This is a genomic window from Streptococcus mitis (assembly GCF_002096815.1).
Classification (GTDB): domain Bacteria; phylum Bacillota; class Bacilli; order Lactobacillales; family Streptococcaceae; genus Streptococcus; species Streptococcus mitis_AD.
The window spans coordinates 392,961-413,065 of record NZ_NCVJ01000021.1 but is presented as its reverse complement, the minus strand read 5'-3'; the positions used below and the strand labels follow the sequence as shown (position 1 = coordinate 413,065).

25 protein-coding genes, 1 pseudogene and 2 other annotated features are annotated in these 20,105 nt (G+C 42.5%); of the genes and pseudogenes, 1 reads left to right on the top strand and 25 read right to left on the bottom strand.

The window, feature by feature from the left end; all coding sequences use genetic code 11:
- Positions 1-46 precede the first annotated feature (46 nt).
- The 22 genes from rplT to B7696_RS08710 all read right to left on the bottom strand — a co-directional run bounded on the left by rplT (position 47) and on the right by B7696_RS08710 (position 18,651).
- Positions 47-406 (bottom strand): 50S ribosomal protein L20, encoded by a 360-nt coding sequence (gene rplT / locus B7696_RS08820; protein WP_000124834.1) that lies wholly within the window; start codon positions 404-406, stop codon positions 47-49.
- 51 nt (positions 407-457) lie between these two features.
- Positions 458-658 carry a 50S ribosomal protein L35 gene (gene rpmI / locus B7696_RS08815; protein WP_001125943.1) on the bottom strand — a complete coding sequence of 67 codons (201 nt, stop codon included), beginning with the start codon at positions 656-658 and terminating at the stop codon, positions 458-460.
- Between the two features lie 32 nt (positions 659-690).
- On the bottom strand, positions 691-1,221 hold the full coding sequence (gene infC / locus B7696_RS08810; RefSeq protein ID WP_000848180.1) for a translation initiation factor IF-3: 531 nt from the start codon (positions 1,219-1,221) through the stop codon (positions 691-693).
- A gap of 15 nt (positions 1,222-1,236) precedes the next feature.
- Positions 1,237-1,368: a sequence feature (ribosomal protein L20 leader region), on the bottom strand.
- 72 nt (positions 1,369-1,440) lie between these two features.
- Entirely contained in the window at positions 1,441-3,681 is a 2,241-nt protein-coding gene (locus tag B7696_RS08805) for a DNA internalization-related competence protein ComEC/Rec2 (RefSeq protein WP_084863253.1), read from the bottom strand.
- Positions 3,665-4,315 carry a helix-hairpin-helix domain-containing protein gene (locus B7696_RS08800; protein ID WP_084863252.1) on the bottom strand — a complete coding sequence of 217 codons (651 nt, stop codon included), beginning with the start codon at positions 4,313-4,315 and terminating at the stop codon, positions 3,665-3,667. The genes B7696_RS08805 and B7696_RS08800 overlap by 17 nt, the downstream gene beginning before the upstream one ends.
- A gap of 67 nt (positions 4,316-4,382) precedes the next feature.
- Entirely contained in the window at positions 4,383-4,952 is a 570-nt protein-coding gene (locus tag B7696_RS08795; protein ID WP_084863250.1) for a GNAT family N-acetyltransferase, read from the bottom strand.
- An 85-nt stretch (positions 4,953-5,037) separates the two neighbouring features.
- A complete protein-coding gene (locus tag B7696_RS08790) occupies positions 5,038-6,042 on the bottom strand; it encodes a PhoH family protein (RefSeq protein ID WP_084863248.1) in 1,005 nt (334 codons plus the stop codon).
- Between the two features lie 84 nt (positions 6,043-6,126).
- Positions 6,127-6,342, bottom strand: coding sequence for a YozE family protein (locus B7696_RS08785; RefSeq protein ID WP_001232083.1), 216 nt, complete (start codon positions 6,340-6,342; stop codon positions 6,127-6,129).
- An 8-nt stretch (positions 6,343-6,350) separates the two neighbouring features.
- On the bottom strand, positions 6,351-7,205 hold the full coding sequence (gene cvfB / locus B7696_RS08780; protein ID WP_001095458.1) for an RNA-binding virulence regulatory protein CvfB: 855 nt from the start codon (positions 7,203-7,205) through the stop codon (positions 6,351-6,353).
- Positions 7,206-7,264: 59 nt separating this feature from the next.
- Positions 7,265-7,822 carry a ribosome recycling factor gene (gene frr, locus B7696_RS08775; RefSeq protein WP_001262225.1) on the bottom strand — a complete coding sequence of 186 codons (558 nt, stop codon included), beginning with the start codon at positions 7,820-7,822 and terminating at the stop codon, positions 7,265-7,267.
- 8 nt (positions 7,823-7,830) lie between these two features.
- Positions 7,831-8,568: a UMP kinase gene (gene pyrH / locus B7696_RS08770; protein ID WP_000002996.1), complete on the bottom strand. Its 738-nt coding sequence runs from the start codon at positions 8,566-8,568 to the stop codon at positions 7,831-7,833.
- An 83-nt stretch (positions 8,569-8,651) separates the two neighbouring features.
- Positions 8,652-9,986, bottom strand: coding sequence for a methylenetetrahydrofolate--tRNA-(uracil(54)-C(5))-methyltransferase (FADH(2)-oxidizing) TrmFO (trmFO, locus tag B7696_RS08765; protein ID WP_192856305.1), 1,335 nt, complete (start codon positions 9,984-9,986; stop codon positions 8,652-8,654).
- A gap of 134 nt (positions 9,987-10,120) precedes the next feature.
- Positions 10,121-10,999: a 16S rRNA (cytidine(1402)-2'-O)-methyltransferase gene (gene rsmI, locus B7696_RS08760; RefSeq protein WP_084863246.1), complete on the bottom strand. Its 879-nt coding sequence runs from the start codon at positions 10,997-10,999 to the stop codon at positions 10,121-10,123.
- 2 nt (positions 11,000-11,001) lie between these two features.
- A complete protein-coding gene (yabA, locus tag B7696_RS08755; RefSeq protein ID WP_050168503.1) occupies positions 11,002-11,319 on the bottom strand; it encodes a DNA replication initiation control protein YabA in 318 nt (105 codons plus the stop codon).
- A 39-nt stretch (positions 11,320-11,358) separates the two neighbouring features.
- Entirely contained in the window at positions 11,359-12,249 is an 891-nt protein-coding gene (locus B7696_RS08750) for a DNA polymerase III subunit delta' (protein ID WP_084863243.1), read from the bottom strand.
- Positions 12,246-12,884, bottom strand: a complete 639-nt coding sequence (tmk, locus tag B7696_RS08745) for a dTMP kinase (RefSeq protein WP_084863241.1) — start codon at positions 12,882-12,884, stop codon at positions 12,246-12,248. Before tmk ends, B7696_RS08750 begins: the two co-directional genes overlap by 4 nt.
- Before the next feature lie 228 nt (positions 12,885-13,112).
- On the bottom strand, positions 13,113-13,910 hold the full coding sequence (gene proC, locus B7696_RS08735; RefSeq protein WP_084863239.1) for a pyrroline-5-carboxylate reductase: 798 nt from the start codon (positions 13,908-13,910) through the stop codon (positions 13,113-13,115).
- Between the two features lie 3 nt (positions 13,911-13,913).
- A complete protein-coding gene (locus tag B7696_RS08730; protein ID WP_084863237.1) occupies positions 13,914-15,176 on the bottom strand; it encodes a glutamate-5-semialdehyde dehydrogenase in 1,263 nt (420 codons plus the stop codon).
- A 9-nt stretch (positions 15,177-15,185) separates the two neighbouring features.
- Positions 15,186-16,295, bottom strand: coding sequence for a glutamate 5-kinase (proB, locus tag B7696_RS08725; RefSeq protein ID WP_239822199.1), 1,110 nt, complete (start codon positions 16,293-16,295; stop codon positions 15,186-15,188).
- 109 nt (positions 16,296-16,404) lie between these two features.
- Complete coding sequence (locus B7696_RS08720; protein WP_084863234.1) at positions 16,405-17,295, bottom strand: RluA family pseudouridine synthase; 891 nt, start codon at positions 17,293-17,295, stop codon at positions 16,405-16,407.
- Positions 17,285-17,746, bottom strand: a complete 462-nt coding sequence (gene lspA / locus B7696_RS08715) for a signal peptidase II (protein ID WP_084863232.1) — start codon at positions 17,744-17,746, stop codon at positions 17,285-17,287. Before lspA ends, B7696_RS08720 begins: the two co-directional genes overlap by 11 nt.
- Positions 17,743-18,651, bottom strand: coding sequence for a LysR family transcriptional regulator (locus tag B7696_RS08710; protein WP_001025694.1), 909 nt, complete (start codon positions 18,649-18,651; stop codon positions 17,743-17,745). The genes lspA and B7696_RS08710 overlap by 4 nt, the downstream gene beginning before the upstream one ends.
- Between B7696_RS08710 and B7696_RS10585 the strand changes: the two are divergent.
- Positions 18,644-18,716: pseudogene (locus tag B7696_RS10585) on the top strand (AraC family transcriptional regulator); the annotation flags it as partial. The gene B7696_RS08710 and the pseudogene B7696_RS10585 overlap by 8 nt on opposite strands.
- 168 nt (positions 18,717-18,884) lie before the next feature.
- Here the strand turns inward: B7696_RS10585 and rpmA are convergent.
- The 3 genes from rpmA to rplU are packed head-to-tail and all read right to left on the bottom strand — an operon-like array spanning position 18,885 to position 19,869.
- Entirely contained in the window at positions 18,885-19,178 is a 294-nt protein-coding gene (rpmA, locus tag B7696_RS08705; protein ID WP_000916509.1) for a 50S ribosomal protein L27, read from the bottom strand.
- A 16-nt stretch (positions 19,179-19,194) separates the two neighbouring features.
- Positions 19,195-19,539: a ribosomal-processing cysteine protease Prp gene (locus B7696_RS08700; protein WP_000613699.1), complete on the bottom strand. Its 345-nt coding sequence runs from the start codon at positions 19,537-19,539 to the stop codon at positions 19,195-19,197.
- Between the two features lie 15 nt (positions 19,540-19,554).
- Positions 19,555-19,869, bottom strand: coding sequence for a 50S ribosomal protein L21 (rplU, locus tag B7696_RS08695; protein ID WP_000109141.1), 315 nt, complete (start codon positions 19,867-19,869; stop codon positions 19,555-19,557).
- 36 nt (positions 19,870-19,905) lie between these two features.
- Positions 19,906-20,085: a sequence feature (ribosomal protein L21 leader region), on the bottom strand.
- Between the last annotated feature and the right edge of the window lie 20 nt (positions 20,086-20,105).

Here is a 20,105-nt window from a genome sequence, read left to right as displayed (position 1 = left end):
TATTTTTAAAAAGACTGGGACAATCCTGTTCCAGTCTTATCTGTTATTATTTACCAAGTTTTGCTTTAGCTGCATCTGCAAGAGCTGTGAAAGCTGCTGCATCGTTAACAGCCAAGTCAGCAAGCATTTTACGGTTAACTTCGATCTCAGCCAATTTCAAACCATGCATCAATTGTGAGTATGAAAGTCCGTTCATACGAGCTGCCGCGTTGATACGAGTGATCCACAATTTGCGGAAATCACGTTTTTTCTGACGACGATCACGGTATGCATAGTAGTAAGAGTTCATTACTTGTTCTTTTGCAGTACGGAACAAGATGTGTTTAGCTCCATAGTAACCTTTTGCTAATTTAAGAATACGTTTACGACGTTTGCGTGATACAACGCCACCTTTAACACGTGCCATGTTTTATTTCCTCCAAATATTTCCTAGAATTGTTTACTTACAGTCAAGCTATTATTTCAAGCGAGTAAGCATTGCTTTGATACGTTTGTAATCTCCTGAATGCACCATAGATGCTTTACGAAGATGACGACGTTGTTTCTTAGTTTTTCCGTGGAAACGGTGAGAAGTGTAAGCACGGAAACGTTTAAGTCCACCAGAACCTGTACGTTTGAAACGTTTAGCTGATGCGCGGTGTGTTTTTTGTTTTGGCATGATTTTTTCTCCTTTATTTAACTTTCTGACAATTATTTTTTGTCAGTCGCTGGCGCCAATTGCATGAACATTTGACGTCCATCCATTTTAGCACGTTGTTCGATGATTGCAATATCTTGAGTTGCTTCAGCAAACTCGGCTAAAACTTTTGCACCAATCTCTTTATGGGTAATCATACGACCCTTAAAGCGAATAGATACCTTAACTTTATTTCCTTTTTCAAGGAATTTGCGTGCATTGCGAAGTTTTGTATCAAAGTCACCCTTGTCAATCGTTGGACTTAGACGAACTTCTTTCACAGTAACAACACTTTGTTTTTTACGTTGTTCTTTTTGCTTCTTCTGGTACTCAAACTTGAACTTACCGTAGTCCATAATTTTTGCAACAGGTGGTTTGGCTTGGGGTTGAATCAATACTAGGTCAACATTAGCGTTATCAGCCAAAGCTTGCGCTTCACTGAGTGGCTTGATGCCTAGCTGTTCTCCTTCAAGACCAATCAAGCGAACTTCACGTACACGAATCTCATCATTGATGAATAAGTCTTGCTTTGCTATGGTTTTCACCTCTTTTGTTTTATTAGAGAAAAACAATAGCGGACTCGTAAATATACAAGCCCGCACGTTATGATAGCGTTTCTTAGAAACTTTTCATCCGTAGGGCCAGGCAACTTCATGTCACAAGGCGAGAAGCTCTCACTTCTGCTTTTCTCAACTTTTATATGATACCAAGTTTTCTAGCCCTTGTCAAGATAAAAAGTTATTTTTTTGAAAAGTTTTTGCTCATTAACCAACCGTTTCAATCTTCCATCTATTCCAGCCTTTAAAGCGTATAGCTCCTTGATGGTCAGTTCGATAAACTTTGCTATTGATACCTTCCAGTCGTGTCAAGGTTTCCTGATGGGGGAGTTTCGTTCGATTGTTCTTTCCAACTGAGATGAGAGTCATCTCTGGTTTGAGCTGTTCTAGAAAGGCTGAACTTGATGATTTTTTAGAGCCATGTTGGCCAGCTTTCAAAACATCTACTTTCAGGTCTGGGTAGTTCTTCAGCAAATCCTTCTCTCCTTTTTCCTCCAAATTTCCTGTGAAGAGAAAGTGCTTATCCAAGAGTTTTCCATACAGAACTAGGGAGTCTTCATGACCTCCATCTCCAATTTTCCTTGGAGATAGGACTTCTAACTTACTTCCGAAAATTGGCAAGTTCTCTCCTACTGACACACTACGCACCTTGGATTGAGTCGCCTGTAGTTCTGCCACAAATTCCTTCTGTTTTAGACTGCCTTTTGACACTAAAATTTCGCCTACATAGAAAGCCTTGGCCACCTCCAGTAAATCCCCAACATGCTCCTTGTCCGTATTTGTCAAAACCAGCTGGTCAATCTTGGCTACTCCTCGACTTTTTAGATAGGGGACCAAGGTTCGCTGGGCATTACTGGTCGTCGCCTTTTCTTGCCATTTTTCAATTTTCTTATCAGACTCTGCCTTGCCACCTACATCTATGAGAATGGTCTTCCCAGTTACATCCCTTAGGAAAATACTTTCCCCTTGCCCCACATCCAGCATGGTAATTTCATTTTCCAGTGGATGCTTGGTCAAGAAGAATAGACCCACCATAAGTAAGCTGAATCCAGCTACTCTTTTAGTGTTGTTCCTCAAATCATAGACCAAAGCTAAAGAAATTAATAGTAGTATCAACAGCCATGCATTGGGTTGTCCAAAAACCAGAGGCCTACTTGTCACCTGAGACACCAAGCGAATAATGCTTTCCAACCATTCAAACATAAAGTTAAGCTGAATGACTGGATAGAGAAAAGAAAGGACAAATAAGATAGACAAGAGTGGTAAGAAGACCAAGTCAAAAAGAAAGGAAAAGACAAAGGTCAAAAGGATAGACCAAGGTTGAAATTCTGCAAAATAGAAGGATAAAATGGGCAATATTCCCAAGGAAATGACTAGACTTTCTCTAACAACAGCCTTGAGTCCCTCTCCTTCTTTGCTGGTCATGGTCAAGATAAAAGCGTAGAAGCAGGACAAGACACCTCCTGCTGTCAAGAAAAAGTTGGGCATAACGATAAAGAGAACAAGCACAGTCAGGGCAAAATTATCTAATCCCTTATAGCCATGCTGAGCCAATAGTTTTTGCAAAAGACTACGAATGACCGATGCTGAAAATCCAGTCAGGCCCGCATAGATAAGGGAAAAGGGATAAGTCAGCCATTTCAACTTTTCTTGGGTCAAGCCCAATCGCAAGAGGAGTTTCTTAAATCCGTCCATGAAAAAGCCTACCTGCATGCCGGACAATGCAAAAAGGTGGATAATTCCTAGACTGGAATAAAGCTCATTCATCTCCTCAAAGTCGGTGTCCAGATGTCCCAGCAAGAGCCCTGTCATGTAGTTGCGCATAGGGTCTGGAAAGTGCGTCTTGATCCAAACTACAGCCTTTCGACGTAAACTAGACAAGTTTTCTCCTACATCCCAACTGCCAACCTTTTGAAGTGACTGGATTTTTTTGATAGTAAGCGTCTGGTAAATTCCCTGAGTCTTCAGATAGGCTTGGTAATTAAAGCCACCAAAATTTCTCTGCCCTTCTGGTTCTGAAAGTTTTCCTTCAAGTTCTATCTCATGAAGGTCTGATAAGACTTGAAAGGCTTCTTTCTCCTCCTCGGACTGAAGCTTGTAATAAACTTGAAAAATGCGTCCATCAGACTTACCACGAAAAGATAGGCTATCTCCATTGACCTTAATAGTGTCAGGCAAAATCCGTACCCTTTCAACAAAATCTGCTAGGTTTTGACTAGCATGACTCTGTTGCCAATTTTGAAACAAAAACCAAAAGCCAAAAATTCCACAAAGCACTAAAACTTTTCCAGCAGATTTCCACGGAAATTGGATAAAGAGACAAACTAGCAGAAAAACGAAGCCCAACAGAGCAAGATAAGATGCTGAAAAAATGGCGTAGTAAAGCCAGAGCAATAGAAAACTTAGATAAATTAGGGGAATTGGGAAATTCTTAATCCACTGTAACATAGTCTTTTAGCTTTTCTATCGTTTTAGCACCAATACCAGAGACCTTCTTGAGTTCATCAACCGACTTGAATTTCCCATTTGCCTCACGATGGTCGATAATATCCTGAGCACGTTTACCACCTAATCCCTTGACCTGCTTGAGCTCTTCCAGACTGGCCTTATTTAGATTGATTTTCTTTTCCTTGTTCGTTGAAGAAGCCGTCCCAGAACCAGTCTGTTGACTAGCTGCTTCTTCTCCCTTAGTTGGAACGTAAACCAGAGCCTCGTCACTAACTTTCTGAGCGAGATTGAGCGACTTGCTGTCTGCTTGCTCTGTCAAGCCACCAGCCTTTTGAACGGCATCATTGACCCGACTACCTACTGGCAAATCATAAATTCCTGGCGATTTGACAGCCCCCTTCACATCTACTGTGATCAAATCTTGTTCAACCGATTCGTCCTTCTCTTCCTTGGTCACTTCCTTTTCAGTCGATGAATCCTTGGAAACAGCTGCGACTTCTGCCTGCAAATTCGTTTCTTTAACAGGTATTTGTGGAGCTGGTTTTAGCAGGAAAAATCCTCCAACAAGCAAGCCCAGACCAGTACAAATAACAATAATTTTATACTCTTTGATTTTCTCGATAATTGCTTCCATATTTTCTCCTCTCTTAGATTATTCGTAAGAGGAAGAAAAAACAGTCGAAAAATTTCTTTTCAACTGCTTATTTATTTGCAAAATAGTCTTCCTTGGTCAAGACATAATGAACTCTTGTAACGATTCGTCCTGGTTCGTTTTTGTCCATTCTGGCATATGGTTCTTCATGGGAAAAGCGCATGCCTGATTTCTCCATGACCTTTCCAGATGCAGGATTGTCCTGATCGTGAAGGGCGGTCAACTTGTTCATTCCAATCTTCTCAAAAGCCAGCTCAATCACGGTACGATTGGCTTCTGTCGTCAATCCTTGATTCCAATACTTTTTATTGATAATGTAGCCAATAGCTGCCTTCTTAAGAACAGGATCAATCTTGTGCAAGTCAATGGTTCCAATAAACTGACCATTGCTTTTTAGTTCTAGTCCCCACCGTCCCAAGGGATTAGCCAAGTAGAACTGAGCAATGTTATTCTTGGTTTCTTCCAAACTTTGATTTATTTGAAAAGTGTAGCGCGTATTTTCTCTGTCCGAGGCATACTCAAACATTTCTTCCGCATCATCCAAAGTTACAGGTCTAAGCAATAAACGCTCCGTTTCTATATACGGATACTGGGCAAATTTTACAAAAATTGATTCCATACTTCTCCTCCGCTTGAAAAGTTTCTAACTAATACAAGGATATTGACTGAAACATTGTATTGAGATAACTTTAAATACAAAAGAACTATCCTTCAGACAGAGGTTGAGACTCTAATTCTTCACTCTCTTCTTTTTTAACTGGAGCTGGTTCATAAGCTCGGATAATCTGAGCGACAACTGGATGTCGAACCACATCCTTAGCTGAAAAATGAACAAAGTCAATTTGATGAATGTTCTTGAGTTTCTCTTGAGCATCAATCAAACCGGATTTGACATTACGCGGCAGGTCAATCTGACTGATATCTCCATTAACAATCATTTTAGAGTTAAAGCCTAAACGAGTCAGGAACATCTTCATCTGCATGATGGTCGTATTTTGCGCCTCATCGAGAATGACAAAGGCATCATCCAAGGTCCGTCCACGCATATAGGCAAGGGGGGCGATTTCAATAATTTCACGCTCCATGAGACGAGTTGTTTGGTCTTTGCCGAGAATCTGATACAAGGCATCATAAACAGGTCGAAGGTAAGGATCCACCTTCTCCTTGAGATCACCCGGAAGAAAACCTAGACTCTCTCCTGCTTCCACCGCTGGGCGTGTCAGGATAATTCGCTTGACCTGCCCACGTTTAAGGGCAGTCACTGCCAAGGTCACTGCAAGAAAGGTCTTCCCTGTCCCTGCTGGTCCGATTCCAAAGGTCACATCGTGCTGTTTAACACTATCCACATAAAGCTTTTGACCCAATGTTTTGACGCGAATCGGTTTACCTGTATTGTCCTTGATAATTTCTTCTTCGTAAAGGGCGACAAACTTGTCGATTTCATCGTTTTTGACCATGCTAATTGCAGTCACCACATCTGGCGTACCAACGGTCATCCCACGGTTCACCAAGACCATGAGAGCTTGAATAACCTGACGGGCTTCCTCACAAGCAGCCTCTTCTCCCAAAACCTGGACAATCTCCGTACGAGCATGAATCACCACATCAAGCTCTTCTTCCATCAAACGAAGATGGCGTTCATTGGAACCAAAAAGATGAAACAGGTCATCTGGATGACTCAGTTGAATGTCTATTGAATGTTCCTTCAAATAAAGAACCTCTCTAATCCTTTTATTTCTTTTTATTATAGCAAAGGGGTGGAGAAATTACTAGCCCAAACCCAGTGAATCATGCTAGTGCTCTATGTATTCTTGCCAGATAGCGTCAAAGTCTCCTAGGTTAAAAGAGAAACTGGCATGCTCCTCCAAAAAGCGACTCACCTCATCAAAATCATCTGTGTGTTTTGGAAAGGCTGACTCTTCAAAAGCTAGGTCTGCCAAGATAGCTTTGGGACTGTTACTTTTAGGATTGCGCTCGGTCATGAGCCAAGTGTAAAATGATTTTCTCATATGTCTCCCTAAATCAACTCTGTCCCAAACTGGTCTTGCTTGATTTTACCAGCCTTCATCAAGCCACCGAGTGCTTTCTTGAACTGACCTTTAGAAATTCCAAAGGTTGCCTTGATATCCTCAGGGGATGACTTGTCATTCAAGGTCATGAAACCACCATTGCTTTCCAAGTAGGTCAAAATCATCTGGGCATCATTTTCCAACATCTCAAAGGAACGTGGTTTAAGGGATAGGTTCAAAGTACGGTCCACTTCACGGAAACCAATAACACGCGCATCTAAAACTTGACCCAAACGTGGCTCTGCGTAGCGCTCGCTAGGATGGATAAAGCCAAGCATGTTATTTTCTGGCAGGTAAACAAAAGTCCCTGACAGCTTGAGGCGGTAAACAATGGCTGGCCAGTTTTGGTTCTGCATGTTGTTGTAGGCAGGACGAGCCAGACGTTTGAAGTCTTCTTGATAAGCCAAGAGTCCCCAGATACGGTCTTTCTTGTCCACTTCGAGACGGATGTAAAGTTGGTCGCCCTTCTTAGGCCAGAGTTCCTTGAGCTCAGGGAGAATATCGAGTGACACAACGATTTCCTTGTCAGGAAGGCCTGTATCCACAAAGACACCCAAGTCTTTACGAACTTCCGTTACAGTTCCCCAACCAAATTGGTCCTGAGTGGCGGTCACTTCTAGAGTGGTCAGGCGGAGTTTTTGCTTCATATCCGTGTAGGCAAAACCTTTGACCGTATCCCCTACCGTATGTTGACCTTCTTCCTTAGCAAGAGCATAGGTTTGACCATCCTTTTGCACAAAGTAAAAACGGTCGTTTTCATCGATGATCAGTCCAACGATAAAACTTGCAAGATTTGTATTCATATTTCCTTCTTTCGAATAAAACTCAGCCAGCAATGCCAACTGAGTTTTTCTGTTTATTTTTAGACTTCCAAAAGTTCTTTTTCTTTATTGGCAGTCATGTCGTCGATGTGTTTGACAGCATCGTCTGTTACTTTTTGAATGTCTTTTTCAAGAGTCTTCAATTCGTCTTCAGTGATTTCTTTTGCTTTTTCTTGTTTCTTAGCTTCGTCCATAGCATCGCGACGGATATTGCGGACAGCCACTTTAGCATTCTCACCGACCTTCTTCACTTCTTTAGCAAGGTCACGACGAGTTTCTTCTGTAAGAGCAGGGATAACCAAACGAATCACAGAACCATCGTTAGCTGGTGTGATACCAAGATCAGAAGCGTTCAAGGCACGTTCGATGTCTTTCAATGAAGACTTATCAAATGGTGTGACCAACAAAACACGCGCTTCTGGAATGGTAATTGAAGCGATTTGATTAAGAGGAGTTTCTACTCCATAGTATTCTACATGTACACGGTCAAGCAAGCTTGCATTGGCACGTCCAGCACGGATACCACCAAATTCACGAGCAAGTGATTGGTGAGACTGGGTCATTCTCTCTTTAGCTTTTTCAATAATTGCGTTAGCCATAATCTTTCTTATTCCTTTTCTTCGATATTATTTGAAACTGTTGTTCCGATATTTTCACCAAATACGACACGTTTGATGTTGCCTGGTTGGTTCATGTTGAAGACAACCAAGTCAATGTCGTTGTCCATTGAGAGGGTTGAAGCTGTTGAGTCCATGATACGGAGACCTTTATTGATAACGTCACGGTGGGTCAATTCTTCAAACTTAACGGCTGTCTTGTCCTTCTTAGGATCGGCATTGTAAACACCATCTACGCCATTTTTAGCCATAAGGATAGCATCCGCTTCGATTTCAGCTGCACGAAGAGCCGCTGTTGTATCTGTTGAGAAGTAAGGTGAACCAATTCCAGCACCAAAGATAACGATACGGCCTTTTTCAAGATGACGAAGGGCACGTCCACGGACATAAGGCTCTGCTACTTGTTGCATGGCAATAGCTGTTTGTACACGCGTATCGACACCGACTTGTTGCAATGAATCTGCCATCACAAGAGCATTCATAACAGTCCCAAGCATTCCTGTGTAATCTGCCTGAACACGATCCATTCCTGCTTCTGCAGCAGGTTCTCCACGCCAGAGATTCCCTCCACCAATAACAAGGGCAATTTCGATACCTAAGCTATGAACTTCTTGAATCTCTTTTGCGATTGTTTGAACTGTTTGGATATCAATCCCTACGCCACGTTCACCGGCAAGGGCTTCACCTGATAACTTGATTAAAATACGTTTATACTTGGGATTCGCCATTTTCACTCTCCTTTTTTTATCCTACCTATTTTATCACAATTTCTAAGATTTTTATAGTATCATGAGCAATTCTTTGAAAAAAATTAGACCGTTAAAAATTCCTCTAAGTCGCTAAGGGCACGCTCTGCAATTTTTTCATAACGAGCCTTCTTATCACGGATACGTTCGCCTTCCAACTCTTTGATAATCCCAAAATTGACATTCATTGGTTGGAAATGTTTGCTGTCCGCATGAGTGATGTAATGAGCCAGACTTCCAATCGCTGTTGTTTCTGGGAAAATAGTCTCGCTTTCTCCCTTGAAAAGACGAGCAGCGTTAATACCCGCAACTAAGCCCGAAGCCGCCGACTCAACATAACCTTCCACACCCGTCATCTGACCAGCAAAGAAGAGATTTTGTTGTTTTTTAGAACGGTAAGTCTGCTCCAAAAGATTTGGTGAATCCATGTAAGAATTGCGGTGCATGACCCCATAACGAACAAACTCCGCATTTTCAAGACCTGGAATCATTTGGAAGACACGCTTTTGTTCTCCCCATTTGAGGTGTGTCTGGAAACCGACGATATTGTAGAGGCTACCAGCCGCATTGTCCTGACGAAGTTGAACAACTGCATAAGGGGTTTTAAATTCGCCATCACGAGGTCCTGTGTAGTCATCTGGATACTCCAGACCGACTGGTTTCATCGGACCATAAAGCATGGTTTTAATGCCACGTTTGGCCATGACTTCAATAGGCATACAACCTTCAAAGTACTTTTCTTTTTCAAAGGAATTCAGCGGTGCTTCTTCAGCATTGACCAAGGCTTCATGGAAATCCATAAATTCTTGCTTAGTCATAGGCGCATTGAGGTAGGCTGCTTCTCCCTTATCATAACGAGATTTGAGATAGACCTTACTCATATCAATTGTATTGACATCGATAATAGGCGCCGCAGCGTCGTAGAAATAGAATCCATCACCATCATTAAGGGCATGAATCTTTTCAGCTAGAGCATCACTGGTCAAAGGACCAGTAGCGACAACTGTAATAACATCAGTCGGCAATTCTGTAATTTCATCACGAATCACTTCAATCAAGGGGTGGTTGGCCACTTTTTCGGTCACCATTTGGGAGAAACCATCACGGTCCACCGCAAGGGCTCCACCAGCAGGAACACGTGTAGCTTCAGCAGATTCCAAAATGACAGAACCCAAGCGACGCATTTCTTCCTTGAGGAGTCCAACGGCGTTTGTCAGAGCATCCCCACGTAAGGAATTGGAACAAACCAATTCAGCAAAATTGTCTGTTTTGTGTTGAGGTGTTGACTTGACACCACGCATTTCATAGAGTTTAACTGGAATACCGCGTTCTGCGATTTGGTAAGCTGCTTCAGAACCTGCCAAACCAGCTCCGATAACATTGATATAAGATTGAGACACGACACTAATACCTCTTTGGGTGGAACCTAAGTTCATATCAAAACAAGCTACTAGACTGTTTGACACCCACAAATCTTTCTAATTTTTTCTTCTACTAGTATAACAAAAAAAGGGAAGAAGGCAAACTTCCCTGTTTAGTCATTTTCTTGCTTCTCTTCCCAATCGTGGTAGGCAGCATAGAGTTGGCTTTTATTCCACTGGTAGAGTTTCGCAACTTCCTTTATGGCTTGATTTTTCTTCATACCTTGCTGGATACGAGCTTGGATTTCTAAGAACAAGTCCTCCTCGTCCTTTTCCTCCACATCCTGACTGGCACCTTCAACGATGAGAAGGCATTCGCCCTTGAGTGGCGTTTCAGCAATGCTTTCTAATAACTCAGAGATAGTACCTCGTTGGTACTCTTCATAGATTTTGGTCAATTCCCTGACCAAGACTACCGAGCGGTCACCGTAGACTTCTAGCATATTTTCTAGCGTATCCGCCACACGATGGGGTGATTCGTAGAAAATTTGTGTTTCAGGATAGTCTTTTTTTGAGTCGAAAAATTGCTTTTGCTGGCCTGATTTTCTTGGTAAAAAACCGCAGAAGATATGTGGCTGTGGTGCTAAACCACTTGCAATCAAGGCAGAAATCCCTGCAGAGGCACCTGGAACAGTGACAACCGCAATTTCTTCCTCAATAGCTGCCTTAACCAAATCATGACCAGGGTCCGAGATACTAGGCAGACCCGCATCGGATACCTGAGCAATACTTTGTCCTGCTTTCAGGAAACCAATCAAATCCGGAATTTTTTCTTTGGCGTTGTGCTCATGAAAACTAATCTGCTTGGTCGAAATGTCAAAATGCTTAAGCAAAAGACCTGTATTGCGCGTGTCCTCAGCCGCAATCCAATCCACTTCTTTCAGGGTTTTGATAGCACGAAAGGTCATATCATCTAGATTGCCAATCGGCGTTGCCACTAGATACAGCTTGCCATAGGGAGACTGCCCCTTAAAACTTTTTTGAATCTGCATGCTTACTCCCTGTATAACAACTCGTCACAGAACATACATTCTTCGTCCTGTTCTCGACGTTGTCCATAAAAATCATTACATACGTGAAATCCATCACGGTAAATGCGACGGACACTTTCGCGAACATGCTTAGCCTTGACAGGTGTATCTGCTTCCACCTCACCTAAGCGTTCGCGCAACTTAGAATTTTCCAAGCGAAGAGCTGTATTTTCCTCTACCAGGCTCTTGAGATTTTTCTTGATAGCTTCCACATCGGCCAAGGTTACCAATAATTGTTGGGAAAAATCATCCAGCGCGTCAAATAATTCTTTTTTGTCCATAAACCAGCTCTTTCCTTTCTTTATCGTTCATTTTTGAGTTTACATTTCTTTCAAGACCAGATATTCCATGGCATTTTGAAAGCTGACATTAGCTTGCCACATTTTTCTAGCTTCTAACAAATCTTGTAGAATCACCCTTACTCTTGCTTGCAGGATATCCTGCCCACAGAGGACTTCAAGGATTCGCAAGACCTGATCCTGTTTTTCCTTGTCATCCGCCAAGTTGGCTAATTTAGCGACCTGCAGATAACTTTCTTTTTTCTTAGCTAATAACCAGGTCTGCAGGCGTTCACTTTCATCGACCAAGGTCCAAAAACTTGCCTGATTAGCCAACTTTTCAGCTTCAGCTCGCGATTGACTAAACTGAGCTAAAAGAGTTGCTTTTTTCTTAACCAGTCCCATTTGTTCTAAGAGCAAGATGAGTTTTTCTTCTTGCTTTTTAAAATGGAAAATCTGGGTTCGACTACGGATGGTCGGTAACATCTTTTCCTCATCGCTGGTCAAGAAGAAAATATAAACCTCACTCTGGGGTTCTTCGATGACCTTGAGCAGAGAGTTTGCTGCATTGGGATGCATTTTCTCAGCTTGCTCGATAATAAAGACCTGTTGCTGACTTTCAATCCCTGCTTGAGAAAATTGTCCCACCAATTCACGAATACGTTCTGTCTTGATGACCTGATTGACTGGTTTAATCAAAGTAACATCGGGAAATTCTTCCTGTTCAATCAGCTTACAATTTCGGCATTTCTCACATGGTAAAACACCTACTTTATCTGTACAAAAGAGGCTCTTAGCTAAAAACTGTGCCATTTCCAAGCTTCCAAAGAAACCTGAAAAGAGGTAGGCATGATTAAGCTGGTCTTGTTCTAGGATACGGACAAAGCGGTCAAACTGGTCTGGTTGCCAAGCCTTTAGTTGATCTTGTTTCATTTAGCCAAGCCCATTCTGTCAAACAAGACAGCCTTGGTTGTTTCCACAACTTGTTCCAAAGGGAGACTGGCATCAATCTTGACAATGCGATTTCCTTCTTTGTCAAGAAGAGAAAGATAGCCTTGACGAACTTTTTTGTGCAAGTCCAACCCTTCCAAGTCCAAGCGATTGACCTCACGGTCACTATTAGCAGCAATGCGAGCCAGTCCCTCTTCCACCTCAATGTCAAAATAAAGTGTCAAATCGGGTTTGAGGCCATCTGTAGCAAAATGATTGAGCCAGTCAATGGCTTCAATGTCCAAGCCACGGCCAAATCCCTGATATGCAAGAGAACTATCGATGAAGCGGTCCATAATGACCAACTTACCAGCTTCAAGGGCTGGAAGAACTTTTTCCACCAAATGCTGTCTGCGACTAGCAATATATAGAAGTAACTCTGTCTTCGCATCCATCTGCGTATGATTTGGATCCAAAATCACTTCCCGAATCTTCTCTCCTATCAAGACTCCGCCAGGTTCACGGGTCGTCAACACCTCGACTCCTTTTTCCTCTAAAATTGGGAGTAGAGCTTCTAAAACACTGGTCTTTCCTGCTCCCTCTGGTCCCTCAAGAGAGACTAAAAATCCTTTTGACATGTCTAACTCATTTCTTTTTTACTACTTCTATTCTATCAAAAAAATAGGGGTTTGTGACAATCTTTTTGTCTTCTAATTTCATACTCAATGAAAATCAAAGAGCAAACTAGGAAGCTAGCCGCAGGTTGCTCAAAACACTGTTTTGAGGTTGCAGATGGAAGCTGACGCAGTTTGAAGAGATTTTCGAAGAGTATCAAACACCATAAAAGAGGCAGACAAATCCACCTCTTATTTACCTAGTTCTTGTGTTCGTTTGTATGCTTGATGAACTGCATCCATGACTGTTCCTCGAAAAGCATGCGCTTCTAGACTCGCTACACCAGCGATAGTCGAACCGCCTGGGCTACATACTTGGTCTTTCAAGACCCCAGGATGCTCTTGGCTTTCTAGGACCAATTGTCCGGCGCCGACAACTGTTTGAGCCGCCATTTTCAATGCCGTTTCTCTTGGCAATCCAGTCTGAACACCTGCATCTGCCAAGGCCTCAATAAAGAGATAGACAAAGGCTGGGCCACAGCCTGCAAGACCTGTCGCTGCATCGATTAATCCTTCTCCTAGTTCAACCAAGAGGCCAGCATTTGCTAATAACTGACAAAAGAGCTCACTGTCCTCAGCCTTACAATTAGGAGACAAAGCATAGCTGATAACTCCTTGCCCGATAGAAGCAGGGGTATTCGGCATCATACGAATAATTCGGTGTTGACTTGGAATAAGACTCGCTAGTTTTTCTAAAGTCAATCCGGCTGCCATCGAAATCAAAAGAAGACTCTCTCGTTTTTCAAGGATGGTTTGGTATTGAGAAAGCAGTTCAGAAAACTGGGCTGGCTTAACACCTAGAAAAATCACATCTGCTTCTGCGAATATTTCTTCGTTGCTAGAAGCTAGACCACCGAAGTTGGCGATGAAAGCATCCACCTTAACTTGACTACGATTGGCAAGGAGAAGCTGAGCACCCGTCTTGGCCTGCAAGACAGCCTTGGCCAAGCTAGCACCCATATTCCCCAAACCGATAAATCCAATCTTCATCTCTTACTCCCTTATCTGTCCGTCACCAGTAACCACATACTTGTAGCTGGTCAACTCTTTCAAGCCCATTGGACCACGCGCGTGCAGTTTCTGAGTAGAAATCCCCATTTCACAACCAAGGCCAAATTGACCACCATCGGTGAAACGAGTTGAAGCATTAACATAAACCGCTGCTGAATCCACTTGATCTGTAAAGTAAGCTGCAGCTTCAGCATTCTCAGTCACAATGGCATCCGAATGATGAGTACTGTGGGTTTCAATATGCGCAACCGCTTCTTCTAAACTACTCACAACTTTAACAGCTAGGACATAGTCTAAAAACTCGGTATCAAAGTCTTGTGCTTCAGCTGCTTGACCTGAAAGAAACTGACTGGCTTTCTCATCCAAGCGGAATTGAATTGCTTCCAGTCCAGCTTCTTTTCGCTCTGCAACTAGCACTTTCTCCAATCGAGGAAGGAAGTTTGCTGCTTTATCTTCATGTACCAGCAGAACCTCCATGGCATTGCAGACAGAAGGACGACTGGTTTTGGCATTATTGATGATAGATAGAGCCTTGTCCTCATCTGCATCCTTGTCCACATAAACATGGACAATGCCTGTTCCTGTCTCGATAACTGGTACAATAGCATTTTCCACCACGGCATTAATCAAACCAGCCCCTCCACGAGGAATGAGTAGGTCTAGATAACCCTTGGCCTTCATCATGGCATAGCTACTTTCACGGCTAGTATCTTCCACCAGTTGGATCACATCAGGATGAATAGTCGTTGTCTCCAAGCCCTTTTTCAAAGCTGTGACAATGGCATGGGCTGTTTGATAGGCGTCCTTACCACTACGAAGAACAACCGCATTTCCACTTTTAAGAGCTAAAGCAGCCGCATCAGACGTCACATTTGGACGGCTTTCATAGATAATACCAATAACCCCCATAGCCACTCGTTTCTTGGTGATAACCAAACCATTTTCAAGCTGATTGGTTTCTAAAACTTCACCGATTGGATCTGGTAAGGCAACCACTTCACGAATCCCAGTTGCCATCGCTTCTATACGACTTGCATCCAAATAAAGACGATCCAGCATCACATCTGAGATTTTACCCTTGGCCGCTTCCATATCGAGGGCATTGGCTGCTAAAATCTCCTCAGTAGCTGCTAATAAGTGATCAGCCATGGCTAGCAATGCTTGGTTTTTCACTGCTTCACTAGCTGTGTTGATCGATTTTTTAACAGCCTGTACCTGTTCAAATTGTTCTTGTGTACTTACCATAGTTTACCTCTAAAATTCTGTAAAGAGTAGTTGGATTTCAGGAGTAGTGGAAATCCAGTCATCACGGTGAATCAAGACACCCTTGGCTTTTTGAGAACGCAACATATCCTCCAAGGCAGATGCCCCAAATTGCACGCGTCCTTTTCCAAGTGATTTTCCACTTTCCTTGTCAAATACTGTCACGATATCACCGTAAGAAAAAGCTCCTTCTGCATCAACAACACCAGATAAAAGAAGACTCTTTCCATGTTGAGAGAGAGCTTCTGCAGCCCCTTTATCAACCCAAATAGAACCCTGACTCTGAGCATAGAATGCAAGCCATTGTTTTTGGGTACGAAGTCCCTTCTCTTGCGCAACAAAGTAGGAACCATCCTTGGTCTCCTCAGCCGCCTCTATCATAGCATCAGCCTTCAATGATGAACAGATATAAACAGGAACTCCTGATTCCGTCGCGATAGTTGCAGCCTTGATTTTTGTTAGCATGCCACCAGTTCCGTTTGAAGAACCGGCTCCACCAGCCATATCGATAATCTCACGATTGATGGTCTCGATTCGCTCCAAGCGTTTAGCTCTTGGATCTGAATTAGGATTTCCAGTATATAGACCGTCTACGTCTGTCAAGAGGACTAAAAGGTCTGCTTGGACCATGGCTGCTACCTGAGCACTTAGAGTATCATTGTCCCCAACCTTGAGCTCATCAATAACGACACTGTCATTCTCATTGATGATAGGAATCGCCCCACGGCTAAGTAGAACTGACAAAGCCTGATGGGCATTTTTATAACGGCGCTTATCCACAAAGTCATCCTGAGTCAGCAAGATCTGCGCAGAAACGATTTGGCGCAAGAGAAGATTGGTCGTGTATTCTTCCAACAAAAGCCCTTGCCCTACCGCTGCTGAAGCCTGTTTATCAGCAATCTTAGTCGGACGCTTTTTAAATCCTAAGGCTCCAAAACCAGCCGCAATGGCACCTGACGACACCAAAATCAATTCATGACCAGCCTCGTGCAACATCGCCAACTGCTGGGTAATAGCCTTTACCTTACTACGTGATAAACTTCCATCCTCATTCGTTAGAGAAGAAGTCCCCACCTTAAAGACAATCCGTTTGTATTTCATAGTCTCACTCCGATTCTTCATATTTATCCATTATAACACGAATGGCAGGAAATAAAAAAGAGTTGATAGGAAAAAGGCCGAGACAAGTCATCTCAACCTTTTATCACGTCTAATTCTTTCTCAATCTCTCCAAGGTTTCCTTAAAAATATCTGGGATATCTGCTGTAAATTCCAAGGTCTCACCTGTTCGTGGATGCGTAAATCCTAGAGTCTTGGCATGAAGAAATTGTCCATGTCCTTTCAAAGTCTTGCGAGGACCATAGACTTCATCACCAGCGACTGGATGACCAATATAAGCCATGTGAACACGGATTTGATGGGTGCGGCCTGTTTCCAGCTGCAGCTCCACTAAGCTATAATCACCAAAGCGTTCTAAGACGTGGAAACGTGTCACTGCAGGCTTCCCTTTAGCAGTCACAGCCTGTTTCTTACGGTCTTTTTCACTACGGCCAATCGGAGCTTCAATCACACCACGATCATTAGGCAGATTTCCATGAACAATCGCCCAATATTTGCGGAGAGACTTTTTATCCTTGAGTTCTTGGGCAAGTGCTAGATGCGCCTCATCGTTTTTAGCAATCATGAGAAGGCCTGACGTATCCTTATCAATACGGTGAACAATTCCTGGACGCAGAACCCCATTGATACCCGACAAGTCCTTGATATGGTACATGAGGGCATTTACCAGAGTTCCACTAGTATGACCAGCACTCGGATGCACAACCATCCCCTGAGGCTTGTTAACGACGGCTACATCCTCATCTTGGTAGATGATTTCTAGCGGAAGATTCTCAGCCACATACTCTAAGACCTCAGGCTCTGGTACATGGTAAGTGACGACATCGCCCTCTTGGACAGTGTATTTAGCTTTCTTGACTTGACCATTGACCAAGACTTGGCCTGATTTGATTTGTTCATTCGCGAGACTGCGTGATAATTCTGTCAAATCCGACAAAGCCTTATCTAAACGCAGGCCACCAGTTTCAATTTTAATTTCCATTTATTTCCTCTTTTAACATTGCAATCAATAAAATAATCACTCCAACAGTCAGATAGCTATCTGCCACATTGAAAATTGCAAAATTGATAAAGTCCACATGAAACATATCCACAACAAAGCCCTGACTGATCCTGTCAATAAAGTTTCCAAGACCACCTGCAATAATCAAGGTCAAACCCAATACCATCCAGAGTGAGTCCTCCATGTGTTTATGTAAATACCAAATGGAACCAACCACGACAACCAGAGTAATGACAGCGAATAACAACTGCTGATCTTGTAAGATAGAAAAGGCTGCCCCTCGATTTTGCAGGTAGGTCAAGCTAACGAAATTGGGAATCCAAGATCGTACTTCACCCAATGGAATTTGCTGGACGATATAGGATTTTACCAACTGATCAAGCCCAATCAAAAGCAGTACAATGACTGCCACTATTCCTCTTTTTTTCATGATTTCCTCTTCTGATTAAAATATTCTTGCATGACTTCTACAAAGAGAGTCCCAGCTTGACTCAGCTCCACTTCTTCACGTTTAACATAAACCATGCGATTATCTAGGTTATCCTTGAGACGAATAACTGTGATACCATTAACACTATCACTATCTAAAAATCCAGAACCTGTCGCATAGGCGTCCGTCCGCTCCAAAATACCATTCAAGGTAGCACGGTCTGTCACATTGAACATCTGTGAGCTCGCACTGGTATCAACAAAGTTCTCTGAATAATAAAGGTACTCGTCTTTCTCTTGAGTGAAACGAACCGTTGGCAGATCCGCTAAATCCTCCATGACCAATTCCTCTTTCTGGGCTAAAGGATGCCCCTCACGAAGATAAATGTGGGTATGGAAGGGAATCAATTCAATGACTTCAAGGCCTAGCTTTTCAACCCGTTGCATAATCCCCTTTTTATTTTGATTGTTGAGGTAAATAATCCCAATCTCACTATGCCCTTGAGCTACTTCGTCTAAGATTTGAACAGTAGTTGATTCAAAAATACGAAAGTTCTTATAATCAGGATAGCGCTCTGAAAAAGCCGTAATGGTTGGTGGCAAGAAGTCATAGTGCTGACTAGCAATGGAAAACTCATCTTTTTCTTCTTCAGGATTAGCATACTGATTTTGAAAAATATCAAATCCCTTGACCAATTCTTGCGCTTTTTCATAAAATTCCATACCACGACGGGTCAAGAAAGTCCCTGAGCTGGTCCGACGGAAAATCTTAAAGCCCAATTCTTTTTCCAAATCACGAACAGAAATGGACAGACTCGGCTGACTAACATACATCTTCTCAGCAGCTTCACGGAAAGTACCACTATTGGCAATAGCCACAACATAGCGTAATTGTTGAATGTTCATCTTCTACCCCCCAACTTCTTTATCTTTTCATTATACCATATTTTAGAAGTTTTCCATCGAAGAAAAATAATGTCACTCATAAAATGCATCTACACTAAGAACGAAAAAATCATGGGTACCAAACCAAAAAAAAATAGGCTCTCCGAAAACTCGGAAAGCCTTAGTTAAAGCTACTTCTAGCTTCCTCGCCTTTATATTTCAAGGCTCGGGATAAAAAGATTCACTGAATCTTTTTATTTAGCGATTGGGTAAACAGAAACTTGTTTTTTATCGCGTCCTTTACGTTCAAAGCGAACTACGCCTTCAACTTTAGCGAACAAAGTATCGTCTCCACCACGTCCAACGTTTACACCTGGGTAGATGTGTGTACCACGTTGACGGTAAAGGATAGATCCACCTGTTACAGTTTGTCCGTCAGCTGCTTTAGCTCCAAGACGTTTTGCTTGTGAATCACGTCCGTTTGATGTAGAACCTCCACCTTTTTTGTGGGCGAAAAGTTGCAAGTTGTTAAGAGTCATTTTTAACATAATGTTTTCCTCCGTGTTAGTTTTCTGTGATAACTCTGGTTTGGACGAACTCAGAAGAGTTCTCCGATAAGTTTGCCATACCTAAGAAAAATGATTCAAAGAATAACTGGGTCATTTCTCTCTGGTGTGAAGGAAGATCTTTTGGAATTTCAACCATCAGATAGCCACCTTCATCTTCGTTTAATTCTAGGATTGGTTCATAGCCTGCAAATTTCTCAATAGAATTGATAAAGTTAATGGCAAGCGTAGAAACCGATGCACACACGACATCTAAGCCGTATTCGCCACTCTCGGCGTGTCCAGTAATTTCCGCACTCCTCAGCTCGCCATCTTCGGCTCTCTCAAAGACTGCTTGTATCATGTGTTCTCCTTAAAATTAAGCGTTGATTGCATTGATGACAACTTTTGTATATGGTTGACGGTGACCTTGTTTACGGTGGCTACCTTTTTTAGGTTTGTACTTGTAAGTAACAACTTTCTTTTGTTTTCCTTGTTTTTCAACAGTTCCAACTACAGTAGCTCCAGCAACAAGTGGAGTTCCGACAACAGTGTTTTCACCACCAACAAGAACAACTTCGTTAAAAGTAACTTCTTGACCAGCTTCAACGTTCAATTTTTCAACGTAAACTGCTTGACCAACTTCAACTTTAACTTGTTTTCCGCCAGTTTTGATAATTGCGTATGTGCTCATTATGCACCTCCTATGATTTTTATGGGTTTCCCCAAATTTTTTGTGAAGACTCGCCTAGCATCGTGGGACAAACCACTTAAAAGAAGAGCTCTAAGTATAACAAAGAATAAACTAGGAATTGAGCCGAAGACATAACTTATGTTAGGCAAGGCGACAATGACGAAGTTTAAATTTGTTATACGACGAGCAACGATGTTCGTGCGGTTGCACAGGATTGTGCATAGTCAACTCTTCAA

What these genes read in the sequence shown, in the direction of transcription:
- tmk (WP_084863241.1), bottom strand. Translation starts at nt 12,884, where the DNA reads ATGTCAAAAGGATTTTTAGTCTCTCTTGAGGGACCAGAGGGAGCAGGA.
- lspA (WP_084863232.1), bottom strand. Translation starts at nt 17,746, where the DNA reads ATGAAAAAAAGAGGAATAGTGGCAGTCATTGTACTGCTTTTGATTGGG.
- rplT (WP_000124834.1), bottom strand. Translation starts at nt 406, where the DNA reads ATGGCACGTGTTAAAGGTGGCGTTGTATCACGCAAACGTCGTAAACGT.
- pyrH (WP_000002996.1), bottom strand. Translation starts at nt 8,568, where the DNA reads ATGGCGAATCCCAAGTATAAACGTATTTTAATCAAGTTATCAGGTGAA.
- B7696_RS08730 (WP_084863237.1), bottom strand. Translation starts at nt 15,176, where the DNA reads ATGGTAAGTACACAAGAACAATTTGAACAGGTACAGGCTGTTAAAAAA.
- yabA (WP_050168503.1), bottom strand. Translation starts at nt 11,319, where the DNA reads ATGGACAAAAAAGAATTATTTGACGCGCTGGATGATTTTTCCCAACAA.
- B7696_RS08805 (WP_084863253.1), bottom strand. Translation starts at nt 3,681, where the DNA reads ATGTTACAGTGGATTAAGAATTTCCCAATTCCCCTAATTTATCTAAGT.
- rpmI (WP_001125943.1), bottom strand. Translation starts at nt 658, where the DNA reads ATGCCAAAACAAAAAACACACCGCGCATCAGCTAAACGTTTCAAACGT.
- cvfB (WP_001095458.1), bottom strand. Translation starts at nt 7,205, where the DNA reads ATGAATACAAATCTTGCAAGTTTTATCGTTGGACTGATCATCGATGAA.
- B7696_RS08710 (WP_001025694.1), bottom strand. Translation starts at nt 18,651, where the DNA reads ATGAACATTCAACAATTACGCTATGTTGTGGCTATTGCCAATAGTGGT.
- B7696_RS08800 (WP_084863252.1), bottom strand. Translation starts at nt 4,315, where the DNA reads ATGGAAGCAATTATCGAGAAAATCAAAGAGTATAAAATTATTGTTATT.
- B7696_RS08785 (WP_001232083.1), bottom strand. Translation starts at nt 6,342, where the DNA reads ATGAGAAAATCATTTTACACTTGGCTCATGACCGAGCGCAATCCTAAA.
- rplU (WP_000109141.1), bottom strand. Translation starts at nt 19,869, where the DNA reads ATGAGCACATACGCAATTATCAAAACTGGCGGAAAACAAGTTAAAGTT.
- frr (WP_001262225.1), bottom strand. Translation starts at nt 7,822, where the DNA reads ATGGCTAACGCAATTATTGAAAAAGCTAAAGAGAGAATGACCCAGTCT.
- B7696_RS08750 (WP_084863243.1), bottom strand. Translation starts at nt 12,249, where the DNA reads ATGAAACAAGATCAACTAAAGGCTTGGCAACCAGACCAGTTTGACCGC.
- B7696_RS08720 (WP_084863234.1), bottom strand. Translation starts at nt 17,295, where the DNA reads ATGGAAATTAAAATTGAAACTGGTGGCCTGCGTTTAGATAAGGCTTTG.
- rpmA (WP_000916509.1), bottom strand. Translation starts at nt 19,178, where the DNA reads ATGTTAAAAATGACTCTTAACAACTTGCAACTTTTCGCCCACAAAAAA.
- proC (WP_084863239.1), bottom strand. Translation starts at nt 13,910, where the DNA reads ATGAAGATTGGATTTATCGGTTTGGGGAATATGGGTGCTAGCTTGGCC.
- rsmI (WP_084863246.1), bottom strand. Translation starts at nt 10,999, where the DNA reads ATGCAGATTCAAAAAAGTTTTAAGGGGCAGTCTCCCTATGGCAAGCTG.
- proB (WP_239822199.1), bottom strand. Translation starts at nt 16,295, where the DNA reads ATGAAATACAAACGGATTGTCTTTAAGGTGGGGACTTCTTCTCTAACG.
- B7696_RS08795 (WP_084863250.1), bottom strand. Translation starts at nt 4,952, where the DNA reads ATGGAATCAATTTTTGTAAAATTTGCCCAGTATCCGTATATAGAAACG.
- B7696_RS08700 (WP_000613699.1), bottom strand. Translation starts at nt 19,539, where the DNA reads ATGATACAAGCAGTCTTTGAGAGAGCCGAAGATGGCGAGCTGAGGAGT.